This is a genomic window from Archangium sp., assembly GCF_057119385.1.
In genome coordinates, this window is the sequence record NZ_DBNGVP010000093.1 from 20,681 (window position 1) to 33,799 (window position 13,119).

The 13,119-nt window shown below is 70.0% G+C and carries 8 protein-coding genes; 7 read left to right on the forward strand and 1 reads right to left on the reverse strand.

Annotation, left to right across the window (positions count from 1 at the left end; translation table 11 throughout):
* Positions 1-115 precede the first annotated feature (115 nt).
* The 6 genes from AC16DP_RS22395 to amaB all read left to right on the forward strand — a co-directional run bounded on the left by AC16DP_RS22395 (position 116) and on the right by amaB (position 11,035).
* On the forward strand, positions 116-2,725 hold the full coding sequence (locus tag AC16DP_RS22395; RefSeq protein WP_329725514.1) for a hybrid sensor histidine kinase/response regulator: 2,610 nt from the start codon (positions 116-118) through the stop codon (positions 2,723-2,725).
* 47 nt (positions 2,726-2,772) lie between these two features.
* On the forward strand, positions 2,773-4,881 hold the full coding sequence (locus AC16DP_RS22400; protein WP_329725515.1) for a M13 family metallopeptidase: 2,109 nt from the start codon (positions 2,773-2,775) through the stop codon (positions 4,879-4,881).
* A gap of 84 nt (positions 4,882-4,965) precedes the next feature.
* A complete protein-coding gene (locus AC16DP_RS22405) occupies positions 4,966-7,272 on the forward strand; it encodes a VIT and vWA domain-containing protein (protein WP_329725516.1) in 2,307 nt (768 codons plus the stop codon).
* 57 nt (positions 7,273-7,329) lie between these two features.
* Entirely contained in the window at positions 7,330-8,277 is a 948-nt protein-coding gene (locus AC16DP_RS22410; RefSeq protein ID WP_329725517.1) for an ornithine cyclodeaminase family protein, read from the forward strand.
* A gap of 1 nt (position 8,278) precedes the next feature.
* Entirely contained in the window at positions 8,279-9,487 is a 1,209-nt protein-coding gene (locus tag AC16DP_RS22415; RefSeq protein WP_329725518.1) for an NAD(P)/FAD-dependent oxidoreductase, read from the forward strand.
* A gap of 15 nt (positions 9,488-9,502) precedes the next feature.
* Positions 9,503-11,035: an L-piperidine-6-carboxylate dehydrogenase gene (amaB, locus tag AC16DP_RS22420; RefSeq protein ID WP_329725519.1), complete on the forward strand. Its 1,533-nt coding sequence runs from the start codon at positions 9,503-9,505 to the stop codon at positions 11,033-11,035.
* 26 nt (positions 11,036-11,061) lie between these two features.
* Here amaB and AC16DP_RS22425 read toward each other — a convergent pair whose 3' ends face one another.
* Positions 11,062-12,138 (reverse strand): hypothetical protein, encoded by a 1,077-nt coding sequence (locus tag AC16DP_RS22425; RefSeq protein WP_329725520.1) that lies wholly within the window; start codon positions 12,136-12,138, stop codon positions 11,062-11,064.
* Between the two features lie 62 nt (positions 12,139-12,200).
* On the opposite strand from AC16DP_RS22425, the gene AC16DP_RS22430 reads away from it, so the two are divergent.
* The gene (locus AC16DP_RS22430) at positions 12,201-13,088 is read left to right on the forward strand and encodes an EamA family transporter (RefSeq protein ID WP_329725521.1); all 888 of its coding nucleotides are present in this window, start codon (positions 12,201-12,203) and stop codon (positions 13,086-13,088) included.
* Positions 13,089-13,119: the final 31 nt, after the last annotated feature.

Here is a 13,119-nt window from a genome sequence, read left to right on the forward strand (position 1 = left end):
TATTTTCCATGTGACGGCTGCGCTGATCCAACAGGAGGACGGCCATGGGTGACGTCACCGAGAATCCGTTCTACGTCCCGCCGCGGTCCTGAGCGAGGAAGGCCTGCCATTGGCCATGGAGCGCATCAACTCCCGCCTGTCGGAGCTCGTCGAACAGGAAGCGCTCGCGCTTCGCAGGCAGCTCAATGACCTGCACGCCCTGTTCGAGCTGCCCTCCGCCTGGCAGGGGCGGGAGCCCGAGGAGCTCGCTCGGAGCACCCTCGAGCTGCTCGTGTCCCGGCTGCGTCTGGATGTCGCGCTCCTGAAGCTCCAGGGGCCGGAGGGGCCCCTCGACTGCTGCTTTCCTCCGGACCTGGACCGCGAGGCGCTCCTGGCCGCGGGCGGTGAGGCGAACCCGGGCCCGCCGCCCACCTTCGAGCTGCCCCGGCCGAACGTCCTCGGCCGCACCACGGTCCGCCTGGCCACGGCCTCGCCCCTGGGAGAGCCCGGGACGATCGTCGCCGGCTCCTGGCGGGAGAACTTTCCCACGCCGCACGAGCAGCATCTGCTGCGGTTGATCGCCAACCAGGCCGCGCTCGCGCTGCAGTCGAGCCGGGAGGCACGGGCGCGGCAGAAGCTCGCCGAGGAGCGGGGCCGCCTCCAGCGCGTGAACTCCGTGCTGTCGATGCTCCACTCCGTCTCGGATGGGCTGTCGCGGACGCACACCTTCGCCCAGGTGGCGGACGTCATCCTCTCCTGGGGATTGGACGCCATGGGCGCCCACGCGGGGGGCATGTTCCTGGCGGACGAGACCGGGAGCGGGCTGCGGATGATCCGCGCCGTGGGCTACCCCGAGTCGATGCTGCGCGACTACGAGTACATTCCGGTGGATGCGGAGCTGCCGCTCGCCGAGGCCTTCCGGCAGAAGCGGGGCCTCTTCAGCAATGACTACCGGGGCAAACCGCGCTGCTACGCCGCCGTGCCCCTGCTGGTGGATGACCGGTGTCTGGGCGCGCTCGGCTTCAACTTCCCCGAGCCCCGGCCCTTCGAGGACGACGAGCGCGCCTTCATCCAGGCCCTGGCCCATCAAGCGGCCCAGGCGTGTGATCGCGCCCGGTTGCTGGAGGCCGAGCGGCGGGCCCGGCTCATGGCGGAGGCCCGGCAGCAGCGCGCGGATCTCCTGTCGGAAGCCAGCGCGATGCTCGGCTCGTCGTTGGATCTGGAGGCGGCCCTCACCTGGGTGGCCAACCTCCTGGTGCCCGGCTTCGCCGACTGGGTCGTCATCCAGATGGTGGAGCGCACCCCCTCGGGGGCCGACGAGACGAAGACGCTGGCCGTCCACCGCGAGCCGGTGAAGGCCGGGCTCGCGCGGGAGCAGGGCCTGTCGCTGCTGTCCACGTGGAGCGAGCCGCGCTCCTGCATCACCAACAACTCGGTGCTGGCTCCGATCGCGGCACGGGGCCGGGTGCTCGGGGCCATCGTCCTGGGCGCCGAGGAGGTGGGCCGCTACGACACCGAGGCCCTGGAGCTCGTCGAGGAGCTGGGGCTGCGCGCGGGCGTGGCGCTCGACAATGCCCGCCTCTACCAGGAGGCGCGCGAGGCGGATCGCCGCAAGGACGAGTTCCTCGCGATGCTCGGCCATGAGCTGCGCAATCCGCTCTCGCCCATGGTCACCGCCCTCCAGTTGATGCGGATGAAGGACGGCTCCACCTCCGAGCGGGAGCGGACCATCATCGAGCGCCAGGTGGAGCACCTCACCCGGCTCGTGGATGATCTGCTCGACGTGTCGCGCATCACCCGGGGAAAGGTGCAGCTCAAGCGGGCGCGCATCGATCTCATGGCCGTGCTGCTCGAGGCCGCCGAGATGGCGAGCCCCCTGTTGGAGCAGCGCGCGCACTTCCTGGAGCTGCCCCCGCCGGCCGGACCGCTCATGGTGGACGGGGATCCCGCCCGGCTCGCGCAGGTGCTGGCGAACCTGCTCAACAACGCGGCGAAATACACGGATCCCGGCGGGCGCATCGTCGTCACCGCGGTGGGGGAGGGCGAGCAGGCCGTGGTGCGGGTCCGGGACAATGGCGCGGGCATCGCGCCTGGCATCCTCCCGCGCGTCTTCGACATGTTCGTCCAGGAGGGCCGGTCCATCGATCGGTCCCAGGGAGGGCTCGGCCTCGGGCTGGCCATCGTCCGCAGTCTGGTCGAGCTGCATGGGGGCACCGTCTCGGTCCACAGCGAGGGCCTGGGCCGTGGGAGTGAGTTCGTGGTGCGCCTGCCGCTCGCCGCACCGCAGCATGCCGGTGCCGGGGGGGAGGATCGGAGCCCGCCGCCCGAGGTCCCCACCATCCAGGGAGACCCCGGCTCCTTGCGGCTGCTCCTGGTGGATGACAACCGCGACGCCGTCGAGCTGCTCACCGAGTTCCTGGGCTCGAAGGGGTACGTGACGCGGATGGCCCTGGATGGCCCCAGCGGGCTCGAGGCGGCCAGCGCGTTCCAGCCCCACATCGCGCTGCTGGACGTGGGCCTCCCGGTGATGGATGGCTACGAGCTCGCGTCGAAGCTGCGCCAGGAGCCTTCCTTGAAGGGCATCAAGCTGGTGGCCATCACGGGGTACGGACAGGACTCCGACCGCCACCGGGCGCATGCGGCGGGGTTCGATCTCCACCTGGTCAAGCCCATCGATCCCGGCCAGCTGCTCCGGATCCTCCGCGAGCTGGCCCAGGCGCCCGTGGAGGCCGAAGTCCGGGATTAAGTTCGGAGCTTCGCTGTTGGGGCGCGGACTTTTTTCCAAGGGCTCGTATGACCTCCCAGAACCGACGTTTCCCGGGTGCCGCGCGACGCGTGGTGCTCACGGCCAGTGCATCCGCTCTGCTCGCCGCGTGTGTCACCTCCGCACCCATGGACAAGAAGGCCGCCGCGCCTCCCGCCCATGGCGGCTTCGGTGTCGACACCGCCGGCATGAACACGGCCGTGGCGCCCGGCGACAACTTCTACCGCTACGTCAACGGCACGTGGCTCGAGCAGACGGAGATCCCCGCGGACCGCTCCAGCTACGGCATGTTCACGAAGGTGGCGGAGGAAGCGAGCCGCCGCACCCGCGCCCTGATCGAGGAGGCCGCGAGCACCAACGCCCCCGCGGGCAGTGAGGTCCGCAAGCTGGGAGATCTCTTCGCCAGCTACATGGACGAGGCGGGCATCGAGGCGAAGGGGCTGGCGCCCATTCAGCCCGAGCTCGGGCGCATCGCCGCCATCACCACCCGGAAGGAGCTGTCCGCGGCGCTCGGGGACACGCTGCGCGCCGACGTGGACGCGCTCAACACGGGCGATGTCACCACGGACCGGCTCTTCGGCCTCTGGGTGACCGAGGACATGAATGATCCCTCGCGCTACGCCGCCTACCTGCTGCAGGGGGGCCTGGGCCTGCCGGATCGCGACTACTACCTCGTGGACAACGCCCGGTTCACCGAGGTGCGCCAGAAGTACCAGCAGCACATCGCCGCCATGTTGAGCCTGGCGGGCATCCCCGACGCGGAGGCCCGGGCGAAGCGCATCTTCGAGCTCGAGCGGGAGATCGCCCGGGTGCACTGGAACCAGGTGGACACGCAGGACGTGGCCAAGGTCAACAACCCCTGGCCCCGGAGCGAGCTCGCGAAGCGCGCCCCGGGTCTCGACTGGGATGCGTACCTGGAGGCCGCGGGGCTCGGGAAGCAGCAGGAGCTCATCATCTGGCAGCCGAGCGCGCTGACGGGCATCTCGAAGCTCGTGGGCAGCGAGCCGGTGGAGACCTGGAAGGACTACCTGGCCTTCCACGCCCTCGAGCGTGGCGCGCCCTTCCTGACCAAGGCCTTCGTGGACGAGAACTTCGCGTTCACCGGCCGTGTCCTCACCGGCACGCAGCAGTTGCGCGAGCGCTGGAAGCGCGGCGTGGACGTCACCGGCGCCGCGATGAGCGAGGCGATCGGCAGGCTGTACGTGGAGAAGTACTTCCCGCCGGAGGCCAAGGCGGAGGCTGACAAGATGGTGCGCAACATCGTCAAGGCGTTCGGCCAGCGCATCGACGCGCTGGCGTGGATGTCCCCGGAGACGAAGGCGCGCGCGAAGGAGAAGCTGGGTACCCTGCAGGTGGGCATCGGCCACCCGGCGAAGTGGCGGGACTACTCGGGGCTGGAGATCGTCCGGGGGGATGCCTACGGCAATGCCGAGCGCGCCTCGCGCTTCGAGTACCAGCGCAACCTGGCCAGGCTGGGCAAGCCGGTGGACCGGTCCGAGTGGTTCATGCCGCCGCAGTTGGTGAACGCGCTGAACTCGCCGCAGCAGAACTCCATCATCTTCCCCGCGGCCATCCTGCAGCCGCCGTTCTTCGATCCGAACGCGGAGCCGGCGGTGAACTACGGCGCCATCGGCACCGTCATCGGGCATGAGATCGTGCACAGCTTCGACGACGTGGGCGCGCAGTTCGACGCCCGGGGCAAGCTGGCCAACTGGTGGACGAAGGAGGACGCGGAGAAGTTCAAGGCCGCCGGTGAGGCGCTCGTCGCGCAGTACAACACGTACCGCCCGTTGCCGGACCTGGCGGTGAATGGCGAGCTGACCCTGGGAGAGAACATCGCGGATATCGCCGGGGTGGCGATCGCCCTGGATGGCTACCGGATGTCGCTGGGCGGCAAGCCGGCGCCGGTGCTCGAGGGCTTCTCCGGTGAGCAGCGCTTCTTCCTCGGCTTCGGGCAGATGTGGCGCAACAAGTACCGCGAGCCCTTCCTGCGCCGCATCCTGATGACGGACGGGCACTCGCCGGGCGAGTACCGCGTCGCGACGGTGCGCAACATCGACGCCTGGTACCAGGCCTTCGGGGCCACGCCCGGACAGACGCTCTACCTCACGCCCGAGCAGCGCGTGCGCATCTGGTAGAGCAGGGCGGGGGGGATGCGGTAGACCGTTCCGGCATCTCCTGCGTTGAAGCGATCCTGGGACTCCCAGAGGAGAAGAATCACCGTGTACGCCCCCCTACGCCTGCTGCTGCTCGCCACCCTCCTGGTGCCTGTTCTCGCCTCGGCCCAGGGCATGCTGCTGCCCACCACACCCAACACCCGGCCGCTGGCCATCAAGAGCCAGCGCGTGAGCGTGGAGCTCCAGGACGGCACCGCCATCACCCGCGTGGAGCAGGTCTTCCAGAACGACGGCCCCTCGCAACTGGAGGCGCACTACATCTTCCCCCTCCCCAAGGGGGCCGCGCTCTCCGGCTTCTACCTCTGGGTCAACGGCAAGAAGACCCGGGGCGAGGTGCTGGAAAAAGAGAAGGCCACCACCATCTACGAGGGCATCGTCCGGAGGCTGGCGGACCCCGGGCTCCTGGAGTACGTGGACTCGGACGTGTTCCGCATGCGCGTGTTCCCCGTGCCCGCACGCGGCGAGCAGCGCGTGGAGCTGACCTTCAGCCAGGTGCTGGACTACTCCGCCGGCCTGTACCACTACCACTACCCGCTGGGTGCCACCGCCAAGGGCCAGCCCGCGGACTGGCGCGTGGTGGAGGCCAAGGCCACCCAGGACTTCACCTTCAGCGCTCGCGTGTCCACGAAGACGCCGCTGCGCAGCATCTACTCGCCCACCCACCGCATGGACGTGTCCCGCCGGGGTGAGTCCAGCGCCGTGGTGGGCCTGGAGCAGGGGGGCGGGGCCGATCTCTCCAAGGACCTGGATCTCTATTTCTCCGTCTCCGACAAGGCGGTGGGGTTCTCGCTGCTCACCTACAAGGAGAAGGACGAGCCCGGCTACTTCCTCGCCCTGCTCGCCCCGAAGGCGGAGGTGAAGCCCGACGAGATCGGCTCCAAGCGCGTCACCTTCGTCATCGACACCTCGGGCTCCATGCAGGGCGAGCGGATGAAGATCGCCCGGGACGCGCTCAAGTACTGCGTCACCCGGCTCAACCCCCAGGACACCTTCAACGTGGTGCGCTTCTCCACGGACGTGGAGCCCCTCTTCCCGGGGCTGAAGCCCGCCAACGAGGAGAACATCCAGAAGGCCGTGTCCTTCGTGGAGCAGCTGGAGGCCATCGGCGGCACGGCCATCGACGACGCGCTGGTGCGCGGCCTCCAGGACAATGACGGGCAGTCTCCCACGCCGCACCTGCTGCTGTTCATCACCGACGGACAGCCCACCATCGGAGAGACGGACGAGGCGGTGATCGCCCAGCACGCCAGGAGCGGCCGGAAGAACAGGACGCGTCTGTTCACCTTCGGCGTGGGCGACGAGCTGAACGCGCGCCTGCTGGACAGGCTCTCCGCGGACGGCAATGGCACCTCGGACTTCGTCCGCGACGGCAAGGAATTCGAGACCAAGGTCTCCAGCTTCTACGACGCGGTCAGCAACCCGGTGCTGGCCGACCTGTCCATCGATCTGTCCTCCATCGACGCGTACGATCTGTACCCGCGCAAGCTGCCGGATCTCTTCAAGGGCTCGCAGGTGGTGGTGATGGGCCGCTACCGCAAGCCCGGGGACGCCAAGGTGGTGCTCACCGGCCATGTGAACGAGTCGAAGCGCACCTTCGAGTACGGCACCACCGCGCCCCGCGAAGCCACGCGCGACGACTTCATCCCCCGGCTGTGGGCCATCCGGAAGGTGGGCTTCCTGCTGGAGGAGATCCGTCTGCGCGGTGAGCGCCCCGAGCTGCGCGACGAGGTCGTCACCCTGGGCAAGAAGTTCGGCATCGTGACGCCCTACACCAGCTACCTCGTGGTGGAGGACGAGCCGATGGTGGCCAACCGGCCGCCGCAGCCCGTCACGCGCCCCTGGCGGGATGACCGGAGCCAGGAGGAGTCCCGGTCCGCTCCGCGCAAGTCCGCGCGGTCCGAGGAGGACGTCGATGGCGTGTTCTCCGGTGGGCCCGCGAGCGGGGCGGGTTCGGGTGGCGCCATGGCTTCCGCGGCGCCCGCGGCGCCCGCCGAGTCCCTGTCCGTGGCCGAGGGCAAGGGCGGCGTGGCCGTCTCCCGCGCGACCCGGAAGATGAAGGAGCAGGAGCGCGGGCCGTCCGCCAGCGATCCCGTGCGCGTGGCCGCCGGCCGCACGTTCCTCTACCGGGATGGCGGCTGGATCGACTCCGAGGCGCTCTCCAACCCGGGCAAGCAGCTCAAGGTGAAGTTCCTCTCCAAGGCCTACTTCGAGCTGCTCAACGCCCGGCCCGAGCTCAAGGCCGCCTTCGCCCTGGGCGATCGGGTGATGGTCCAGGTCGCCCGGGGCAAGAGCATCATCGTCGGCCAGGAAGGTGAGGAGGACGCCGCCAAGGTCCTCGCCTTCCTCAAGTAGCCCTCCGAACGGGTGTGGTGCGGGCCACGCGAGCCTGGATGCGATAGCCTGCGCGGCATGACGCCCCACACCCCCACGCTGTACCTGGATGATGCCGCGGTGCGTCGGCTGCTGCCCCTGGGCAAGCTGCTCGAGGGGATGCGCCGCGCGCTGATCGATCTGTCCGAAGGCCGTGTCGTGCAGCCGCTTCGCAGCGTGATGGAGTTGCCGCAGGTCGAGGGCATGCTCTTCCTCAAGCCGGCGATGACGGGCGAGGCGCTCGCCACCAAGCTGATCACGCTGTATCCGGGCAACCCGGCGCGGGGTCTTCCGACCCTGCTCGCCACCATCGTCCTGATGGATCCACGGACCGGCCGGACCCTGGCCGTCATGGACGGCACGTGGATCACCGAGCTGCGGACCGCCGCCGTCTCCGCGGTGGCCGTCGACGCGCTGACCACGCCAGGCCCCAAGGTGGTGGCGATGCTGGGCAGTGGAGCGCTGGCACGCAGCCACGCGCTCGCGCTGCGCGCGGTGCGGCCGGTCTCGGAGATCCGCGTCTGGAGCCGCGATCCGGCCAACGTCGCGCGCTGCGCCGCCGAGATCGCTGGCCGTGCCTGCGCCACCGCCGAGGAGGCCGTGCGAGGCGCCGACATCGTCTGCACCGTCACCAACGCGACCGAACCCGTGCTGCGCGGCGCCTGGCTCGAGCCGGGTGCCTTCGTGGCGGCGATCGGCGCGCCTCGCCCCAACTGGCGGGAGCTCGATGACGAGGCCATGCGCAACGTGGTGGTCGCGGACAGCCGCCACGCCGCCCAGCACGAGGCGGGCGACGTCATCCACACCGGCGCTCCGATCCACGCCGAGATCGGTGAGATCCTCGGGGGGAGGGCACCGGCCCCGGCCGCGGGCCGCACGGTGATCTTCAAGGCGCTGGGTCAGGCCGTCGAGGATGCGGTCGCGGCGCACCTGGTCTACAGCGCGGCCCTGGCCGAACGGAACGCCGCCCACACGGGGGAGGGTTGACGTGGGAACCGAGGATCTGCGCGCGGACGTCGCCATCGTCGGGGCCGGCATCGCTGGTGCCTCGATCGCCTGGTGGTTGACCCGCCTGGACCCCAAGCTCTCGGTCGTGCTGCTCGAGCGGGATACCGGCTTCGGGTCTTCCTCCTCGCAACTCTCGGCCAGCTCGATCCGCCAGCAGTTCAGCACGCCGGTCAACATCCAGATGTCGCAGTTCGGTCTGGAGTTCCTGCGCGGCGTTCCCTCCCTGCTCGCCGTCGAGGGCGAGGCGGTGGAGATCGGCCTGACCCTGCCCGGTTACCTGTTCCTCGCCTCGCCAACGCAGGCCGAGGTGCTGCGCGCCCAGAACGTGATCCAGCGCGCTCATGGCGCCCGCATCGAGCTGCTCGGGCCGGATGCGCTCGCCGCGCGTTTCCCCTGGCTGAACACCGCCGATCTCGCGCTGGGCTCGCACGGTGTCGATGTCGAGGGATGGTTCGACGGCCCGGCGCTGCACTCGGCGCTGCTGCGCTCGGCGCGCGCCCAGGGCGCCCGGCTGGTGCGGGCCGAGGTGTCGGACTTCGAGTTCGCGCCCAGCGCGCCCGGTGCCTCGCCGGACTCGAGGCGGGTCGCCGCGTTGCGCCTGGCGGACGGCCGCAGGGTCGTCTGCGGTCAGGCCATCAACGCGGCGGGGGCCTGGTCGAGGCGCCTGGCGGCGGCGGCCGGCATCGAGCTGCCGGTGCATGCCCGCCGGCGGACGGTCTTCGTGCTGTCCTGTCCGGCCTCGCTGCCCGGATGCCCGCTGGTCATCGACCCGGAGGGATTCTGGTTCCGGCCCGAGGGCAAGCACTTCATCTTCGGCACCACCCCGGACCCCGATGCCGATGATCTGCCGCTCGAGCCCAACCTGACCGAGTTCGACGAGGAGGCGTGGGCGGCGCTCGCCCACCGTGTCCCGGCCTTCGAGTCGCTGCGCGTCGAGCGCGCCTGGGCCGGCTACTACGAGATGAACCAGTTCGACCACAACGCGCTGCTGGGCCTCCATCCCGGCTTCGCGAACCTGTGGTGCGCCACCGGCTTCTCCGGGCACGGCATGCAGCAGGCCCCGGCCGCCGGCCGCGGGATCGCCGAGCTCCTGCTGTACGGCGCGTTCCGCACGCTCGACCTGTCCCCGCTCTCCGTCGGGCGGATCGCCGAGGGCCGCCGGGTGCTCGAATCCAACGTGATCGGCTGATATCTAGAGACCCCCATGACCCACGCCATCCTCGACGTGCTCGGCCTGTCCGAGCGCAACCCCGGTACCTACCTCGGCAACGGTGAGTGGTCCGGCACCTCCCCGGACGCCGACATCCAGGTCGTCAATCCGAGCAACGGCCAGCCCCTGGCCCGCGTGTCCTCGGCCAGCGCGGAGGATTACGAGACCCTCGTGCGCAGGGCGGCGCAGACCTTCGCCACCTGGCGCTCGATGCCCGCGCCCCGGCGCGGCGAGGCCATCCGCCTGTGCGGCGAGGCGCTGCGCCGGCACAAGGACGCGCTCGGCTCGCTGGTCTCCCTGGAGATGGGGAAGATCAAGGCCGAGGGTGACGGCGAAGTGCAGGAGATGATCGACATCGCCGACTTCGCGGTGGGCCAGTCGCGCATGCTCTACGGCCTGTCCATGCACTCCGAGCGCCCCGGCCACCGCATGTACGAGCAGTGGCATCCGCTGGGCATGGTGGGCATCATCAGCGCCTTCAACTTCCCGGTCGCCGTGTGGGCCTGGAACGCGTTCATCGCCGCCGTCTGCGGCAACATCTCCCTGTGGAAGCCCTCGCCCAAGACGCCGCTGACGGCCATCGCCGCCACGCGCATCTGCAACGAGGCGCTGAAGGCGGGCGGCTTCCCCGAGGTGTTCTTCCTCCTCAACGACGGCGGCAACGCGCTGGCACAGCGGTTGGTGGATGATCCGCGCATCGCGCTGGTGAGCTTCACCGGCTCCACCGCCGTGGGCCGTCAGGTCGGTGCGCGCGTGGCCCAGCGGATGGGCAAGAGCCTGCTGGAGCTCGGTGGCAACAACGCCATCATCGTGGACCGCACCGCCGACCTGAAGCTGGCGATTCCGGCCATCGTGTTCGGCGCGGTGGGCACCGCCGGCCAGCGCTGCACCACCACGCGCCGGCTCATCGTGCACGAGTCCATCGTGGATGACGTCGTGGCCAGGCTGAAGGCCGCCTACGCGCAGGTCGAGGCCCGCATCGGCGATCCGCTCCAGCCCGGCACCCTCATGGGGCCGCTCATCGACGCGGAGGCCGTGCGGCGCTTCGAGGCCGCGGTGGAGAAGGCCCGGGCGTCCGGCGGCACCGTGGTGAGCGGAGGCAAGGCGCGGAGCGGCCCGGGCCACTTCGTGCTGCCCACCCTCATCACCGGCGTCCAGCCCACCGACGAGGTGGTGCGGACCGAGACCTTCGCGCCCATCCTCTACGTCATGCCCTACCGGACGCTGGAGGAGGCCATCGCCATCCAGAACGGTGTGCCGCAGGGGCTCTCCTCGGCCGTGTTCACGCAGGATCTCAAGGTGGCCGAGCAGTTCCTGTCCGCGGCCGGCTCCGACTGCGGCATCGCCAACGTGAACATCGGCACCTCGGGTGCGGAGATTGGCGGCGCCTTCGGTGGCGAGAAGGAGACCGGCGGTGGCCGCGAGTCCGGCTCCGACTCGTGGAAGGCCTACATGCGCCGGCAGACCAACACCATCAACTACTCCGACGCGCTGCCGCTGGCCCAGGGCATCAAGTTCGATCTCTGACACCGCCACCGGCGTAGCCCGGCGCGCTACTTCCCGGTCGACCGGAGGACGCGGGCGAGGGCGGCGAAGTCGAAGTGCTCCATCAACTGCGTCCGGTGGTTGTGGTTGTGTTCCGCCTCGGTGGAGTGACGGCCGTCGAGGACCTCGATCACCAGGTAGCGGAGCGTCCCCTTGTCCGCCCCGGGCTTCGACAGCGCCGGGTTGAGGGCGAACAAGCCCAGGGCAGGAGCCACACACCTTCCGCCCGTCACGTTCTCCTCCAGGCCGCCTTTGAGGAACTCCAGGCAGGCCGGTTGGGCGCGCTGCTCCGGGGACAGCGAGGCCAACCGGCCGCGGAGCTCGTCACGGGGCGCTTTCGCCTTGGCGAGGAGCTCCTGGTTCTGTTTGTCGGCCTGCTGGATGTTGGTTGCGAGCATGGAGCGCATCTTGGCGTCGGCCTTCTCCAGGTTGCGCCCGTACTGCGAGTGCATGTCGTTGACCCATTCCTCGTGCCGTTGCCCGGCCTGCTCCGCTTCCTCCACCTGCTGCTGCGCCTTGCGCTCCGCGGACTTCAGGTAGCGCTCCATCGTGACGGGAACCAGTGCCGGCTCACGGTCGCGCGTGATGACGTAGTAGCGGCGGCTCCTGATCTGGATGAGGAACAGGCCGTCATCCAGCTTCGTATACGTCTGCGGCGCGAGCATCCAGCCCGCGTCGTCCTGGCTGTAGCCGGCGTTCTGGTTGTGGAAGGGGGCGTAGTTCAGGTTCATCTCGACACTGCTGTTGACGATCTTCGCCGCGCGGCAGGTCTGACCGGACATCTGCGCCAGGTAGGAGATGTTCACCTTGCCCTGGGCCTGGTTGGGGGTCAGCGGCACGCGGAAGACCTCGCGTTGGAGCGCGATGCACACGGGCGGAGCCGGCGTGTTGACGGCGGGGATGGAGGCCAGATGATTCGTGATCGCATCCACGCCCGCGTAGAAGGTGGCGATGTCCTTCGCGGACAAGCCCTGGATCTTCACCTTGGCCAGGGGATCGATCCGGAATCGAGCCGAGGACTCGGCCGCCACCGGTTGCGCGGCGAGAAGCAGCAGGACCAGGGGAAACAGGTGGGTTCGGTGCATGAGGGGTGTCTTAGCCCAATCCGGGAGGGCATTGGCGCCGGAGAGCGGGTAGGGTGCCGCGCATGAGTGAAGCACCCCCGGTCCGTCCCGCCCGGACCTTCCCCCCCATCCCCGCCGTGCTCCTCGCCGTCGTGAGCGTGCAGGGCGGCGCCGCCTTCGCCAAGGATCTGTTCCCCGCGCTCGGCTCGGCGGGCACCGCGGGCCTGCGCATCGGGTTGTCCGCGCTCCTGCTGTGCGCCGTGTTCCGTCCGCCGCTCACCCGGCTCACCCGCGCGCAGTGGGCCGCCGTCATCCCGTATGGCGTGGTGCTCGGCTCGATGAACCTGAGCTTCTACAAGGCGCTCGAGCGGATTCCCCTGGGCCTGGCCGTCACGCTCGAATTCGTGGGGCCCCTGGCCGTCGCGGTGCTCGGGTCTCGGCGTGCCTCGGACTTCCTGTGGGCCGTGCTCGCGGCGGCCGGCATCGCCCTCATCGCCCCGTGGCGAGGTGAGGCCAGTGCGCTGGATCCGCTCGGCGTGCTGCTGGCGCTCTTCGCGGGGGCCTGCTGGGGCGTCTACATCGTGCTCGGCGGGCGCCTGTCCCGCGTGTTCCCCGGAGGGCGGAGCGTCGCGACGGGCATGGTGTTCGCCGCCCTGACGGTGCTGCCCTTCTCGCTCGCGGAAGGGCTCGCGGCCCGCGTGACGCCTCCGTTGTTCGCCGCGGGCCTGGCCGTCGCGCTCCTCTCCAGTGCGATTCCGTACACCCTGGAGATGCTGGCGCTGCGGGAGCTCTCGAGCCGCACCTTCGGCATCCTGATGAGCCTGGAGCCCGCGGTCGCCGCCCTCGCGGGCCTGGTGTTCCTGCGTGAGCGGCTCGCCGTGACACAGTGGCTCGCGCTGGTTCTCGTGAGCGCCGCGTCCGCCGGAGCCGCACTCACCGCACGGCGCGTTCCTCCACCCGTGGAGGCCTGAGCGCCACGAAGGGGCGGGGTCCCCGGTGCTG